This window comes from Rhodococcus sp. P4_B6, assembly GCF_056402215.1.
This window is the reverse complement of record NZ_JBFUHV010000013.1, coordinates 60,416-75,790: the sequence shown is the minus strand read 5'-3', so window position 1 is coordinate 75,790 and position 15,375 is coordinate 60,416. Positions and strand designations below refer to the sequence as shown.

At 65.6% G+C, this 15,375-nt stretch carries 13 protein-coding genes and 1 pseudogene; 9 read left to right on the top strand and 5 right to left on the bottom strand.

The genetic code is table 11. The features are described 5' to 3' along the window. Positions 1–372: 372 nt before the first annotated feature. From AC1DWT_RS09060 to rpmH, 5 genes are read right to left on the bottom strand one after another with little or no spacing between them, the layout of a single operon-like run. On the bottom strand, positions 373–927 hold the full coding sequence (locus tag AC1DWT_RS09060; protein WP_037234922.1) for a Jag family protein: 555 nt from the start codon (positions 925–927) through the stop codon (positions 373–375). 19 nt (positions 928–946) lie between these two features. Continuing rightward, positions 947–2,050, bottom strand: a complete 1,104-nt coding sequence (yidC, locus tag AC1DWT_RS09055; RefSeq protein WP_206014153.1) for a membrane protein insertase YidC — start codon at positions 2,048–2,050, stop codon at positions 947–949. A gap of 4 nt (positions 2,051–2,054) precedes the next feature. After that, positions 2,055–2,420, bottom strand: a complete 366-nt coding sequence (gene yidD, locus AC1DWT_RS09050) for a membrane protein insertion efficiency factor YidD (protein WP_072942738.1) — start codon at positions 2,418–2,420, stop codon at positions 2,055–2,057. Continuing rightward, a complete protein-coding gene (gene rnpA, locus AC1DWT_RS09045) occupies positions 2,417–2,794 on the bottom strand; it encodes a ribonuclease P protein component (protein WP_072942740.1) in 378 nt (125 codons plus the stop codon). The genes yidD and rnpA overlap by 4 nt, the downstream gene beginning before the upstream one ends. Positions 2,795–2,821: 27 nt before the next feature. After that, a complete protein-coding gene (rpmH, locus tag AC1DWT_RS09040) occupies positions 2,822–2,965 on the bottom strand; it encodes a 50S ribosomal protein L34 (RefSeq protein WP_005263481.1) in 144 nt (47 codons plus the stop codon). A gap of 739 nt (positions 2,966–3,704) precedes the next feature. Here rpmH and dnaA point away from each other — a divergent pair. The 9 genes and pseudogenes from dnaA (at position 3,705) to gyrB (ending at position 15,264) form a co-directional block, all read left to right on the top strand. Beyond that, complete coding sequence (gene dnaA, locus AC1DWT_RS09035; RefSeq protein ID WP_072942742.1) at positions 3,705–5,291, top strand: chromosomal replication initiator protein DnaA; 1,587 nt, start codon at positions 3,705–3,707, stop codon at positions 5,289–5,291. 660 nt (positions 5,292–5,951) lie between these two features. Continuing rightward, on the top strand, positions 5,952–7,136 hold the full coding sequence (dnaN, locus tag AC1DWT_RS09030; protein ID WP_072942744.1) for a DNA polymerase III subunit beta: 1,185 nt from the start codon (positions 5,952–5,954) through the stop codon (positions 7,134–7,136). A 40-nt stretch (positions 7,137–7,176) separates the two neighbouring features. Next, positions 7,177–8,109 (top strand): annotated as a pseudogene (gene gnd / locus AC1DWT_RS09025) (phosphogluconate dehydrogenase (NAD(+)-dependent, decarboxylating)); the annotation flags it as partial. Further along, on the top strand, positions 8,110–9,342 hold the full coding sequence (recF, locus tag AC1DWT_RS09020) for a DNA replication/repair protein RecF (RefSeq protein ID WP_095865460.1): 1,233 nt from the start codon (positions 8,110–8,112) through the stop codon (positions 9,340–9,342). It begins immediately after the preceding pseudogene. Continuing rightward, entirely contained in the window at positions 9,332–9,895 is a 564-nt protein-coding gene (locus tag AC1DWT_RS09015) for a DUF721 family protein (RefSeq protein WP_072942747.1), read from the top strand. The genes recF and AC1DWT_RS09015 overlap by 11 nt, the downstream gene beginning before the upstream one ends. Before the next feature lie 125 nt (positions 9,896–10,020). After that, positions 10,021–10,929: a metal-dependent hydrolase gene (locus tag AC1DWT_RS09010; protein WP_072942749.1), complete on the top strand. Its 909-nt coding sequence runs from the start codon at positions 10,021–10,023 to the stop codon at positions 10,927–10,929. After that, positions 10,926–12,044: a PDR/VanB family oxidoreductase gene (locus tag AC1DWT_RS09005; RefSeq protein WP_206014154.1), complete on the top strand. Its 1,119-nt coding sequence runs from the start codon at positions 10,926–10,928 to the stop codon at positions 12,042–12,044. Before AC1DWT_RS09010 ends, AC1DWT_RS09005 begins: the two co-directional genes overlap by 4 nt. Positions 12,045–12,085: 41 nt before the next feature. Further along, complete coding sequence (locus AC1DWT_RS09000; RefSeq protein ID WP_206014155.1) at positions 12,086–13,024, top strand: alpha/beta fold hydrolase; 939 nt, start codon at positions 12,086–12,088, stop codon at positions 13,022–13,024. Positions 13,025–13,221: 197 nt separating this feature from the next. Next, positions 13,222–15,264, top strand: coding sequence for a DNA topoisomerase (ATP-hydrolyzing) subunit B (gene gyrB / locus AC1DWT_RS08995; RefSeq protein WP_072942754.1), 2,043 nt, complete (start codon positions 13,222–13,224; stop codon positions 15,262–15,264). Positions 15,265–15,375: the final 111 nt, after the last annotated feature.

Sequence of the window (15,375 nt, the reverse complement as noted above, 5' to 3'; positions counted from 1 at the left end):
GGTGACTTCGATCCGCCGGTACGCAGCCTCTGCCCGACCTTCCACGGACAACATCCCGGCGCCCCTCCTGGCCGACTCGAGTCGGGATCAGCGGGCACCGGAACTTACTCGAGATCCGATACCTCGTCGTGTGCCGCCCACTGCGCCCGCTGCACTGTCGGCGTTCTTCACTGCCACACTGCGTTCAGTTCTCGGGTTCCGCCGCGTCTGAATTCTGCTGCGCGATGGAGGCCGGGCACGGACCCCTCGGTGGGGGAGGGGAGGGGTCTGTGTTTCACGTGAAACGAAACGCACCCAAAGTGACGGGGTGGGACCAAAAAGGCGGGGCTCCCGGAAGTGAATCCGGGAGCCCCGCCTTGGTGCGTGGGTGGATCAGTCCTTGATGACGACCACGCGACGTGACGGCTCGGCGCCTTCGCTCTCACTCGAGACGCCGTCGACCTTCGCGACTGCGTCGTGAACGATCTTGCGCTCGAACGGCGTCATCGGAGCGAGCTCCTCGCGTTCACCGCTCTCGAGTACGCGACGTGCCGCCGAGGAACCCAGCTCGGTGAGTTCGGCGCGACGGCCGGCACGCCATCCGGCGATGTCCAGCATAAGTCGACTGCGTTCGCCCGTCGCCTGCTGCACGGCGAGGCGAGTCAGTTCCTGAAGTGCGTCCAGCACCTCACCCTTGCGCCCGACCAACTTGGTGAGATCGTCTCCACCGTCGATGCTGACAACAGCGCGGTCACCCTCGACGTCCAGGTCGATGTCGCCGTCGAAGTCGAGTACGTCGAGCAGCTGCTCCAGGTAGTCGCCGGCGATTTCCCCTTCCTCGATCAGGTAGTCGTCAGAATCGGAATCCACCTCGGTGTCCGGGTTCTGCGTCGGTGCAGTCACGTCTGTCTCATCTCCGTCCACTGCGATGTCAGGCTCACTAGCCATGCTCGTTCTCTTTTCTGAATCAGCGCCGCTTGCGCTTGGGGGACTTTCCGCGGTTGGACTGGGGGCGGGCACCGGGCTTCGGCTTCGACGCCGAACCGTCACCATTCGGCTGATCGGAGATGTCGCCTTCGACGATGCCCTCGACGATCTCCGTTTCGTTGTCGGCGTCGGAACCGTCCGTTTCGGTCGCGGCCTTCTTCTTTTTCTTGGTGAGATCGGGCCGTGCGCCGGGCTTCGGAGCGTTGTCCGCCCGGCGTGCGATGGCAGCCTGCTTCTTCTCTTCCTCTTCCTCGTCGATTTTGCGGAAGACGATGTGCTGCTGCCCGTACGTCCAAATGTTGTTACTCACCCAGTACAGGAGGATCGCGATGGGGAGGAACGGGCCACCGACGAGCACACCGAGCGGGAAGACCCACAGCGCGAGCTTGTTCATGATCGCCGACTGCGGGTTCGCGGCCGCCTCGGGGCTCTGGCGCCCGACGGAGGCACGCGAGTTGAAGTGCGTTGCGATGCTGGCGATGATCATCAGCGGAACCGCGACGACGGCGATGTTCAGCACCGTGGGGATGGGACCGTATGCGGCGAACGCGTCGAGCTGAGCCTTCGGCATGGTGATCCAGGCCGAGATGGGGGCACCGAACAGGCGGGCACTCAGGAAGGACTGCACGTCCTCGACGCTGAAGAAGTAGTTCGGTGTGTTCGCGTTGGCCTCGACCGACATGCCGAGCTGACCGATACCGGTGCCGGTGCGGTTGAACGAGCGAAGCACGTGAAACAGGCCGATGAAGACCGGCGCCTGCGCGAGAACCGGGAGGCAGCCCATGATCGGGTTGAACCCGTGCTCCTTCTGGAGCTTCTGCATCTCGGTGGCCTGACGCTGGCGGTCACCCGAATACTTCTTCTGCAGAGCCTTGATCTGCGGCTGAAGTTCCTGCATCTGGCGCGTCGTGCGGACCTGCTTGACGAACGGCTTGTACAGCACGGCACGCAGCGTGAACACGAGGAACACCACGGAGAGCGCCCACGTGATGCCGCTGTCCGGACCCAGGAAGGGAATGGCACCGAAAACCTTGTGCCAGACCCACAGGATCCCGGACACCGGATAGTAAATGAAGTCGAGCACGGCTCTATGTACTCCTCTGTTCGTCCACGTTCGCCGGACAGCAACGACGGCTACCCGCATGACGGTCGTGACGGGCAGGGACCGGGTCCCACCCTCCAGGGTGCCAGGGGGCACACTTCGCCAACCGAACCACCGTCAAAAGAAGGCCTTTGATCGCCCCGTGGGTACGCAGGGATTCCACCGCGTACTCGCTACAGGTCGGCATGAACCGGCAGGTCGGCAACCTCAAGGGCGACACATACGTCCGGTAGAGCTCGATGAAGAAAATGAGAGTGCGCGCCGGTAACGCACGGACCGACTTCCACGCGGAAGAGGCCGAGGAGCTGCCCTCGGCCGTGTCGGTGCGCGACTCGTGGAGTGCGCGTTTCATGTGGAGTTACTCACKGGCGCAAGAAGGTCCAATCGAAGGAGACCTGCACGAAGTTGCTTCTCCAGGTCCCGGCTACTTGCAGTCGCAGCTCCCGGAAGAGCGCGAATCACCACATCGGTTCCCCGTGGAACCACGTCCACGAGGTCGATGCAGATATGACGAAGCCGGCGTGCGACTCGATGTCGAATCACCGCCGGCCCGACAGCCTTACTCACAACCAGTCCGAATCGCGGACCGCCGCTACTCACCAGCTCATCTGCCTGCACACGGTCGAAAGCATGCACAACCAGGTCGCGTCTTCCCATCCGACGACCACGTCGCACAGTCAACGAAAAATCTGAATGACGACGCAATCGGTGCGGCTCAGGCAACACCCCGAGCTCCCGAACCCAGTGTCGGGATCAGGCGGTGAGGGATTCGCGGCCCTTACGGCGACGCGCCGAAACGATTGCACGACCCGCACGGGTCCGCATACGAAGACGGAAGCCGTGAACGCGCGCGCGGCGTCGGTTGTTCGGCTGGAACGTCCGCTTGCCCTTGGCCACGGTCAACACTCCTCGAAGTTCATCGACGCCTCCCGGCGTCATGGATCTAACATTGGCGAAAACTCAGGTGTTCATCCACAGGGTGGGGATGAAACGACTTCGAAACTGGACTCAAGCCAGCACGAAACCGCCACCTCACCACAGGGTGACTGTTCGAGAGTACTTACCACTCCCGGTCAGGTCAAACTCGCTCACCTGCGATTCCCCCGCGAATCGGCTGACCGACACGCCGAGGATCGACAAATGCTTGCACCCCAACTTCCAATGTGCCAAACCGCTGTGAGGTTGCCGACACTGTTGCTAGCGTCTATGCATGGTCTCGCCGATGAACCCTGATCGAGTGCCCAGCTCTCGACTTCAGCGTTCTCATCTGCACATTCACCACAATTCATCCACAGGGCACAGATGGTGTCCCGCTTCGGATCATCACGAGGGTTCCTGACACCCTTCACTTCTCGGGTCCCCACACCCGCTCATCCAGGTTTCGCATGCATATGCGCAGGTCAGCGCGCTCAATCTGGACTCCTCACCGTCACACGACGCCGCGACAGCAGGCGTCTGCGGTTTGTCCACATCTGTGGATAATTGTGTGGAAACACAGTTCAGATGGCATATTCGTAGGTCCGTACGGGGTCCATCCTCAGGTCGGGGAAGCTCCCATTTCCGCCTCGACGACGGCACCGACACTGGACTCGGCACCGCACCCGCCGAGTCCGCGAACACACTGGGGAGGAACCACGTGAACGACGATCCGAATGCGCTCGCACGGATCTGGATCGACGTCGTCGCCGACCTCACATCCGATTCGCCCGGCGGCGATCTGCCGCCGTTGACGAGGGGACAGAAGGCGTGGTTGGCGCTCGTCAAACCGCTGACACTCGCACAGGGCTTCGCGCTCCTGTCCGTTCCGTCGCCCTTCGCGCAGGAAGCGATCGAACGGGATCTGCGTGAGCCGATCCTCCACGCGCTCGGCCGGCATCTCGGTGAGCAGGTCGAGGGTCTCGGTGTGCGCATCGCCGCCCCGGTCGACGACGAACCCGAATCCGAGGCCCCGAGCCGGGAGCGCAGGCCGGACCCGGAACCGGTCCACACCCCTCGCCATCTCGAGCCTTCCGTCACCAGTTCCGGCACGTTCCGCAGGCGCCGCTTCGGCTCCGGAGAAGACCAGCCCTACTCGGACACCACGGACTTCGAGGAGGTGGACGACGACACCGAGGCCCTCGCCAGCGTCCACGAATCCTGGCCGTCGTATTTCACGAAGCCGCCCGCGGGCCCGGCACCTGCGGCGACGGGTGGGAACAGCCTCAACGCGAAGTACACGTTCGACACGTTCGTGATCGGCTCGTCCAACCGGTTCGCCCACGCCGCGGCGGTCGCCATCGCCGAGGCACCGGCGCGCGCGTACAACCCGTTGTTCATCTGGGGAGCGTCCGGCCTCGGCAAGACGCACCTGTTGCACGCCGCCGGCCACTACGCCCAGCGGCTGTTCCCGGGGATGCGCGTCAAATACGTCTCCACCGAGGAATTCACCAACGACTTCATCAACAGCCTCCGCGACGACCGCAAGGTGGCGTTCAAACGCCGCTACCGCGAGACCGACGTGCTGCTGGTGGACGACATCCAGTTCATCGAGGGCAAGGAAGGTATCCAGGAGGAGTTCTTCCACACCTTCAACACCCTGCACAACGCGAACAAGCAGATCGTCGTCTCCTCCGACCGGCCGCCGAAGCAGCTGGCGACACTCGAGGAACGCCTGCGCACCCGCTTCGAATGGGGCCTGATCACCGACGTTCAGCCCCCCGAACTCGAAACCCGTATCGCCATCCTCAGCAAGAAGGCCCGAATGGACCGGCTCGAGGTGCCCGACGACGTCCTCGAGTTGATCGCCTCCCGGATCGAACGCAACATCCGGGAACTCGAGGGTGCCCTCATCCGGGTGACGGCGTTCGCGTCCCTGAACAGGCAACCTCTGGACCTCACGCTCGCCGAGGTGGTGCTGCGTGACCTGATGCCGGACTCGTCGAGTCTCGAGATCAATGCGGCGACGATCATGGCGGTCACCGCGGAGTACTTCAACATGTCGATCGACGACCTGTGCGGGCCCGGCAAGGCGCGTCCGCTGGCGTCCGCCCGCCAGATCTCCATGTACCTGTGCCGGGAGCTGACCGATCTGTCCCTTCCGAAGATCGGGCAGACGTTCGGCCGCGACCACACCACCGTCATGTACGCGGACAAGAAGATTCGCAAGGAGATGACGGAGCGGCGGAAGGTCTACGACCAGGTCCAGGAGCTCACCGCCCGGATCAAGCAGCGTTCCAAGAGGTAGTCACCCGCCTCTGCCTCTCCTGTGCCCCTGGTAGCTCGCCTACCGGGGGCACAGGTCGTTTTGCGGGCGTGATGGTCCGACTCCGCCGCCGCAAGCAACTCGAGGGGCTCCTCGAGCGGGTCCTCGAGGGTGGGCTCGAGCGGGTCCTCGAGGCACCGCTCGAGGGTCTACTCGAGGCTCGCGCAAACCCCCGCCGGCGCGACACACCGGGGCAACACGCCGACGCCGGGACCTGGGATAAAGCATGCACACCTGTGGATAAATGTGGGGATGAGGTGGAATCTCTGTGGACAGAACGTGCAGAACTTTGAACAACCTCGAGTAGTCCACACGGGTGCCGGATCGGTCCTCGAGTTTGTCCTCGAGAATTCCCCATACAAGTACGCGGAGGGACCAGCGTCTACAGCTGTTCGTCCACAGATTCCACAGGACCTAATAGTACTTCTCATTAATTCTTATAAAAAACTCTTTGAAAACAGGGTTGGGGATCGCGTCCGTTCACAGGCCTCCGTCGGAGACTCGAGGACGGAGGCGTTCCGCTTTCAAGTTCGTCCTCGAGGGCATACGGTTATGCATCGCCGCTCTGTGAAAGACTGCAGTGCTGTGGTCACGGCCCGACCGTGGCGAACAACCGTGCCTACCGAGAGGAACAACCCGGCGATGGAGCTTGGAAGCCTGAAGTTTCGTGTCTCCCGGGAAGAATTCGCTGATTCAGTGGCATGGGTCGCTCGCAGTCTGCCGTCGCGGCCTCCCGTGCCCGTCCTCGGCGGAGTTCTCCTGGACGCGACCGAGCAAGGGTTGACGGTTTCCGGATTCGACTACGAGGTGTCGGCCCAGGTCAGGGTCGGGGCCGAGGTCGGTAGCGCCGGTCAGGTCCTGGTCTCGGGCAAGCTTCTCGCCGACATCACGAAGTCGCTTCCCAACAAGCCCGTCGACGTGACGCTCGAGGGCACTCGTGTGCTGATCACCTGCGGTAGCGCCAAGTTCTCCCTGCCCACCATGCCGGTCGAGGACTACCCCCAGCTTCCGCAGTTGCCGCAGCAGACCGGCTCGATTCCCGCGGACCTGTTCTCCGAGGCGATCAGTCAGGTGGCTGTCGCGGCGGGCAAGGACGACACCCTGCCGATGCTCACCGGCATCCGGGTCGAGATCGAACGCAACGCGATCGTGCTCGCGGCCACCGACCGGTTCCGTCTCGCGGTTCGTGAACTCGAGTGGTCGCCGGCGAACCCCGACACCGCCGCGGCCGTCCTCATCCCGGCCAAGACCCTCTCCGAGTCGGCGAAAACGCTTGCGGGAGATGCCACTTCACCGGTCGAGCTGGCTCTCGGCTCGGGCTCCGCGGTCGGAAACGACGGCCTCCTCGGCATCGTCAACGAAGGCCGTCGCACCACCACCCGACTGCTGGACGCCGAGTTCCCGAAGTTCCGGCAGCTGCTGCCGTCCGAGCACACTGCACTGGCCACCGTGGAGATCGCTCCGCTCGTCGAGGCCATCAAGCGTGTGGCGCTCGTCGCCGAGCGTGGTGCGCAGGTCCGCCTGCAGTTCTCCACCGAGGGGCTGCTGCTCTCCGCCGGCGGCGACGACGCCGGTCGGGCCGAGGAAGGCTTGAACGCGGTGTTCCAGGGCGAGCCGCTCACCATTGCCTTCAACCCCGGCTACCTGATCGACGGGTTGTCCTCGCTGCACAGCGAGCAGGTGCTGTTCGGCTTCACGACCCCCAGCCGCCCCGCGGTGCTGCGTCCGGCCACCGAGGAAGAGATCGAGCCCGACGATTCCGGCAATTTCGCGGCACCGGAGAGCGCGTACACGTACCTGCTGATGCCGGTGCGTCTGCCGGGCTGACGATTCGCGGAAGCGAAACCAGTACTGCCGTAAGAAATCTCACGAGTGGACGGAGATCACGATGCAGATCGGGTTGGTCGGGCTCGGAAAAATGGGATTCAACATGCGCGAGCGGTTGCGCGCGCACGGGCACGAGGTGGTCGGCTACGACCCCCGCCCCGAGGTCACGGATGTGGCGTCACTGGCGGAACTCGCCCAGCGACTCGAGTCTCCGCGCGTCGTGTGGGTGATGGTTCCGGCAGGAAAGATCACCCAGGACACGGTGACCGGGCTGGCGTCGGTGCTCGAGAGTGGCGACCTGGTGATCGACGGCGGCAACTCGAGATACACCGACGACAAGATTCACGGTGAGCTGCTCGGATCCCACGGCATCGGCTACCTCGACTGCGGTGTGTCCGGCGGGGTCTGGGGACTCGAGAACGGCTACGGGCTGATGGTCGGCGGGTCGGCCGCGGACGTCGAGCGGGCGCTGCCGATCTTCGACGCACTGCGCCCGGAGGGTGAGCGTGCGGACGGGTTCGTTCACGCAGGCCCGATCGGCGCCGGCCACTACGCGAAGATGATCCACAACGGCATCGAGTACGGGCTGATGCAGGCGTACGCCGAGGGCTACGAACTGCTCGAGGCCGAAGACCTCGTCACCGACGTCCACGGTGTGCTGCGCGCGTGGACCAACGGCACCGTCGTCCGGTCGTGGCTGCTGGAACTGCTCGTCAAGGCACTGGGTGAGGATCCCGATTTCGCCGAGATCTCCGGTTACACAGACGATTCCGGTGAGGGCCGCTGGACCGTGCTGGAGGCGATCGACCACGCCGTGCCCGCGCCGGTGATCTCGGCCGCGCTGTTCGCGCGGTTCGCGTCCCGTCAGGACGATTCCCCCGCGATGAAGGCCGTCTCCGCGCTGCGCAACCAGTTCGGTGGTCACGCCGTGAAGAAGGCGGCAGGCGAGGCAGAAGCCGGTTCTGGAACGTAGGTGTTCGTTCGCGCACTCTCGCTCAGAGATTTCCGTTCCTGGGACGCCCTCGGTCTGAACCTGCGTCCGGGCTGCACCGTCTTCGTCGGACCCAACGGGCACGGCAAGACGAATGTGCTCGAGGCGCTCGGCTACCTGTCGACGCTCTCGTCGCATCGGGTCAGCTCCGACGCACCGCTGATCAGGACGGGTACCGCTCAGGCATTCGCGGGGGCCACCGTCGTCAACACTGGCCGGGAACTGACCGTCGATCTCGAGTTGAACGAGGGCAAGTCGAACCGCGCGCGGATCAACCAGTCGCCAACCCGGCGGCCGCGGGAGATTCTCGGGATTCTGCAGACGGTGCTGTTCGCGCCGGAGGATCTGTCGCTGGTCCGCGGAGATCCGGGGGAGCGACGCCGGTACCTCGACGAACTCCTCACGTCCCGGATCCCCAGGATGGCGGCGGTGCGCGCCGATTACGAACGGGTGCTGCGCCAGCGGTCGGCGTTGCTCAAGACCGCGGGCGGCGCGTTGCGGCGGTCTTCGCGGGGCAGCGGTCAGCCGGGCGAGGACGGTGCGAGTGCCCTTGCCACACTGGAGGTCTGGGACGGACACCTCGCTGCGCACGGCGCCCAGCTGCTCGCCGGGCGGCTGCATCTCGTCCACGACCTCGCGCCGCACCTGGCCGAGTCGTACCAGTCGCTGGCACCCGAGTCGAGGCCCGCGAGCATCCGCTACCGCTCGAGTCTGGGGTCCTCGCTGCCGCCGGAGTTCACCGAACCGGCGCGAGCGCCCGAGTCCGGCGACATCGCGTTCCTCGAGGAGCGGTTTCTCCAGGAGTTGTCCGTGATGCGCTCGAAGGAGATCGAGCGGGGTGTGTGCCTCGTCGGACCGCATCGTGACGATCTGGAACTGCAACTCGGCGACACCCCGGCGAAGGGATTCGCGAGTCACGGCGAGTCGTGGTCGTTCGCGCTGTCGCTGCGGCTCGCGGGATTCGCCCTGCTGCGGTCGGAAGGCAGCGATCCGGTCCTCATGCTCGACGACGTGTTCGCCGAACTCGACCGCAAGCGTCGCCGCGCCCTCGCCAAGGTCGCATTGGACGCCGAACAGGTGTTGATCACGGCCGCCGTACCGGAAGATGTACCGGAAGAACTCGACGCAGTCCGGTACGGCGTCGAGGCCCGCGACACCGATCGAGGAAGAATCTCACACATCCTGGAAGAGACGGAGGACCGCCGTGACGGATGATGCCGAACCCACCGTGCCCGCGGCGACCCCCGAACCGGAGGTGAAGGGAATCGATCTCGCCCGGCGTGCCCTCGAGGAGGCGCGGGCCGCGGCGAAGGCGAGCGGAAAATCCGTCGGGCAGGGCCGCCGGTCCGGGACCGGTGTGCGGGCGTTGCGCGCCCGGCGCAGGCGAGGCTGGTCCGGTCCGGGGCCCGACGACCGCGATCCCCAGCCGTTCGGTGCGCTGACCAGCGCGCTCGCGAAACAACGCGGCTGGTCTCCCAAGGTGTCCGAGGGAACGGTCCTCGGTCGGTGGGTGCAGGTGGTCGGTGAGGACATCGCCGCGCACGCCGAGCCGACCGGGCTGCGGGACGGGATTCTCAGCGTCTCCGCGGAGTCGACGGCCTGGGCGACCCAGCTTCGGATGATGCAGTCGCAGATTCTCGCGAAGATCGCCGCGGCCGTCGGCGACGGCGTCGTGAAGTCGCTGCGGATCACCGGTCCGACCGCGCCGAGCTGGCGAAAAGGGGAACGGCACATCCGGGGGCGCGGCCCCCGCGACACCTACGGATAGGCCGGAGCGGGCGTTCGGTCCCTAGTTTTGTCTATTACCCGGTGTTACAGTTACTCCAAGTCATCGAGTGAACTGTGCCACAAGCCTTCGTCGTGGCGCAGCCGCCGGCACGAAGGAGTAATGAGATGTCCGCCCCGACTGCGCCCCGGAACGCGATCCCCGAACCGGACCACATCCTGTTGCAGGCCAGAAACGTGGAGTTCGACTGGTCGAACCTCCCGATGCACTGGATCCCGGGCGACCCGTTCAGCACGCACGTCCTCAATGTCCTGCACCTCCTCCTGCCCGCGGGCGAGGAGTGGTTCGTCGAGACGTTCAAAGAGGCCCTGCCGCTGATCGAGGACGAGCAGCTCCGCGACGACGTCGTCGGGTTCATCGGCCAGGAAGCGATGCATGCCAACGCGCACACCGGCGTGCTGGTGCACCTGAAGGAGAAGGGGCTCGATCCGACACCCTTCACCGAGCAGATGGAATGGACCTTCTCCAAGATCCTCGGACCGCGACCGCTGACCGGTCTGCGCGAGAAGAACTACCTGATCGAGCGGCTGGCGGTCATCGCCGCCATCGAGCACATCACCGCGTTCCTCGGCGACTGGGTCCTGGGCGCCGAGGGCCTCGATCGGGTGGGGATGCATCCGACGATGCTCGACCTGCTGCGCTGGCACGGCGCCGAGGAGGTCGAGCACCGGTCGGTGGCGTACGACGTCATGCGGTACTTCGACAAGCGGGAGTCGCGGCGGATCCGCACCCAGCTGATCGTGACTCCGGTCATCGTATGGCTGTGGGTACGCGGCACCCGATTCCTCATGCGGAACGATCCGGAGCTCGCGCAGTGGTCGGCGCACCGGCGTAAGCCGCACCTGACCGATTTCTTCGCGGCGGGCAAGCGCGGCACCCTCCCGACGGCCCGCGAACTCGGCAAGCGGATGTCGACGTACTTCACGCGGTCGTACCACCCGAGCAACGAGGGTTCGACGGCGCAGGCCGTGAAGTACCTGGCGTCCTCGCCGGCGGCTCAGGCGGCCGAGCGATGAAGCTGTCCCAGGTGCGGGAGGTGTTCACCGGGCAGGGCCTGCCCCGGTACGACGCGCCGCCAGACATCAAGGGCCGCTCGCGTCCCGACCGCGCCATGCGGATCACCGAGGCCGTGGCCGCCAAGTACCTTCGTGTTCTCACCGCGTACGAGTACGACCCCGGCGTCGCCGGTCACAACCCCGATGTGGCGATGAAAATGGTTGTCTCCCAACGGGACGTCGTCGCGTTGGACGACAACGTCGTGCAGTTGCGGTTCGAGGCCGAGGACGGCGCCGAACTTCCTGCGTGGCAGCCGGGTTCGCACCTCGACTTCCACCTGCCGTCCGGGCTGCGACGCCAGTACTCGCTGTGCGGGGATCCGTCCGACCGCACGGGCTACAGCATCGCCGTCCGCCGGATCCCCGACGGAGGTGGCGGATCCCTCGAGATGCATGCCCTCGAGCCGGGGGCGTCGGTGACGGTTCGCGGACCCCGCAACGGATTTCCGTTCGTGGGCGAGGGGAGCGCGCTCTTCGTCGCCGGCGGCATCGGCATCACGCCGATCCTGGCGATGGTGCGCGCCGCGCGCGATCTCGGGATGGACTGGCAGTTCGTGTATTCCGGCCGGTCCCGCGAGTCGATGCCGTTCCTCGACGAGATCGAAACATTCGATCCGTCACGGATTTTCATCCGCCCCGACGACGAATTCGGACTGCCAATCGCAGAGGAATTGCTCGAGCGTGCCGCGCCCGGCGGCGCCGTCTACTGCTGCGGGCCGACGCCGATGCTCGAGTCGGTGCGCCGCGCCTTTCCCGGAAGCCCCGCCACCGCGTTGCATTTCGAGCGATTCGGGGCGCCGCCGGTCCGGGGCGGCACCGAATTCGAAGTGCAGCTCGTCAGCACGGGTGAGGTGCTCACCGTGCCCGCCGACGAATCCGCGCTCACGGTGATCAAGAAGACGATGCCCGGAGTGGGGTATTCGTGCCAGCAGGGATTCTGCGGCACCTGCAGGGTCAAGGTGCTGTCCGGCACCCCGGACCACCGCGAGACGCGGCTCACCGACGCCGAGCAGGAGAACGAGATGCTGATCTGCGTGTCCCGCGCCGACGGCGGCCGCCTCGTCCTCGACCTGTAATCCACCGATTCCCGAACCCGAACCCGAACCAGAGGACACCCATGACTCCATCCACGTCCGGTACCGCCCGGCGGATCACCAACGGTTCCGTCGACCTCGCCGTGTTCGAGGAAGGCAACCCCGCCGGCGAGACGATGGTGCTCGTTCACGGCTGGCCCGACACCCACGAACTGTGGAGCCGGGTGGTGCCGTTCCTGAAGGAACGGTTCCGGGTGGTCAGCTACGACAGCCGCGGCGCCGGCGAGAGCACCGTGCCCACCCGGGTCGAGGACTACCGGCTGCCCGCCCTGGCGGGCGACCTGTTCGCGGTGATCGACGCCGTCAGCCCGGGCAGGCCGGTGCACGTGCTCGCGCACGACTGGGGGTCGGTGGAGGCGTGGGAGGCGGTCTGCGAACCGGGCGCCCGTACGCGGATCGCGTCGTTCACGTCCGTCTCCGGGCCGAACCTCGACCACCTCGGGAAGTGGATGCGCCGCCGCATCTCCGACCGCCGGTTCGGCGGGCCGCTCGCGCAGGCCGTCGCGTCCGGCTACACCGTCCTGTTCCAGATCCCGGGCCTGGCGACGCTGCCGCTGCGGCTGGGGTTCTCCCGGCACTGGCCGGCGTTCCTGAAGTTCTTCGACCGCCTCGACCCGGCCCTGGTGCGTCCGGCGCCGACGCTGGCGGACGACATGGTCAACGGTCTCAAGCTGTACCGGGCGAACATCCGGACCAGCCTGCTGCGGCCGCGTGAGCGGTACACCGACGTCCCCGTCCAGCTGATCCTGAACGAGAACGACAAGGCGGTACGGCCCGTCGGGTACGAGGACACCGAGAAATGGGCACCCGATCTGCGCCGTCGAGGGGTCGACGCCGGTCACTGGTCGCCCATCTCCCACGCCGAGGACATTGCGCAACTCGCCGCGGAGTTCGTGCTGGACGTCGAGGACCGGCAATGGGGAAATGCCCCGGACGGGCCGTCCGAGAGTGCGTCAGCCTAGGTTTTCACTCCCGAGGCGCCCTGAAAATTCGTCTACGGGGCGCTCAGGGGTGTCATAGCCCGCTCCTGGGCCAGACGTACCAGTAAGATGGCCGAGGTAACTAGCGGCAAGATTCCCGATTCTCGTCTCCCGCGTGCCCGACCAGGGCGGTGGGCGCCTGCGTCGGGCATTGGACGGAGAAGGAGAGCTACCCACCCGTGGCTGCCCAGAAGTCAGACAAAAGCACCTCCAGCAAGGACTACGGCGCTTCTTCCATCACCGTCCTCGAGGGACTCGAAGCCGTCCGTAAGCGACCGGGTATGTACATCGGTTCCACCGGTGAACGCGGTCTCCACCACCTGATCTGGGAAGTCGTCGACAACTCCGTCGACGAGGCCATGGCCGGCTACGCCAGCAAGGTCGAGATCACCCTTCTCGAAGATGGTGGCGTCCAGGTCGTCGACGACGGCCGAGGCATCCCCGTCGGGATGCACGCCTCCGGTGTCCCCACCGTCGAGGTCGTCCTCACCCAGCTGCACGCCGGCGGCAAGTTCGACTCCGACTCGTATGCCGTGTCCGGCGGTCTGCACGGTGTCGGTATCTCCGTCGTCAACGCGCTGTCCACCCGGCTCGACGTCGACATCAAGCGCGACGGCTTCCGCTGGAACCAGACCTACACCGACTCGAAGCCGGGTGAACTCGTCAAGGGCGAGGCCACCAAGGAGACGGGCACCACGGTCACGTTCTGGGCCGACCCGAACATCTTCGAGACCACGGTCTACAGCTTCGAGACGGTCGCGCGCCGCCTCCAGGAGATGGCCTTCCTCAACAAGGGCCTGACGATCACCCTGACCGACGAGCGCGTGAGCGACGCCGAGGTCACGGAAGAGGTCGTCAGCCAGGTCGCGGACGCCCCGAAGTCCGCCGAGGACGAGCACGCCGAAGCCGATGCGCCGGCCGTCCACAAGGTCAAGACCCGCGTCTACCACTACCCGGGCGGCCTCGAGGACTACGTGCGGCACATCAACCGCACGAAGCAGCCGATCCACAACTCCGTCGTCGGGTTCACCGCGAAGGGCACCGGCCACGAACTCGAGATCGCGATGCAGTGGAACTCCGGCTACTCGGAGTCGGTCCACACGTTCGCGAACACCATCAACACCCACGAGGGCGGCACCCACGAAGAGGGTTTCCGGTCCGCTCTGACGGCGACGGTCAACAAGTACGCGCTCGACAAGAAACTCCTCAAGGAGAAGGACCCGAAACTCACCGGTGACGACATCCGTGAGGGCCTAGCGGCGATCATCTCCGTCAAGGTAGGTGAACCGCAGTTCGAGGGTCAGACGAAGACGAAGCTCGGCAACACCGAGGTCCGGTCGTTCGTGCAGAAGGCGAGCAACGAGCACCTGTCGCACTGGTTCGAGGCGAACCCGGCCGACGCGAAGACCATCGTGAACAAGGCGGTGTCGTCGGCGCAGGCCCGCGTCGCCGCCCGCAAGGCCCGCGAACTGGTTCGGCGCAAGAGCGCCACCGACCTCGGCGGCCTGCCGGGCAAGCTCGCCGACTGCCGGTCCAACGACCCGAGCAAGTCCGAGATCTACATCGTGGAGGGCGACTCCGCAGGCGGCTCCGCGAAGTCCGGCCGTGACTCGATGTACCAGGCGATCCTGCCGCTGCGAGGCAAGATCATCAACGTCGAGAAGGCACGCATCGACCGGGTGCTGAAGAACACCGAAGTCCAGTCGATCATCACCGCGTTCGGCACCGGCATCCACGACGAGTTCGACATCGCGAAGCTGCGGTACCACAAGATCGTGCTGATGGCCGACGCCGACGTCGACGGCCAGCACATCGCAACGCTGCTGCTCACGCTGCTGTTCCGCTTCATGCGGCCGCTCGTCGAACACGGCCACGTGTACCTGGCGCAGCCCCCGCTGTACAAGCTCAAGTGGCAGCGCGCCGACCCGGAGTTCGCCTACTCCGACCGCGAGCGCGACGCCCTCGTCAAGGCCGGCCTCGAGTCGGGCAAGAAGATCAACAAGGACGACGGCATCCAGCGCTACAAAGGTCTCGGCGAGATGAACGCCAAGGAACTGTGGGAGACCACGATGGATCCGACCGTGCGTGTCCTGCGTCTCGTGACGCTCGACGACGCGGCCGCAGCCGACGAGTTGTTCAGCGTCCTCATGGGCGAGGACGTCGAGGCCCGGCGAAGCTTCATCACCCGTAACGCCAAGGACGTCCGCTTCCTCGACGTCTAGGTATCCGGCACAACAGAATACGGATCGCGTGCAGCCACCGGTGGTCGGAAGACCCCGGTGGCTGCACCCGTCTGGGCCGGTTGCGGGAACGGATGACGCAGAATTCCGTCC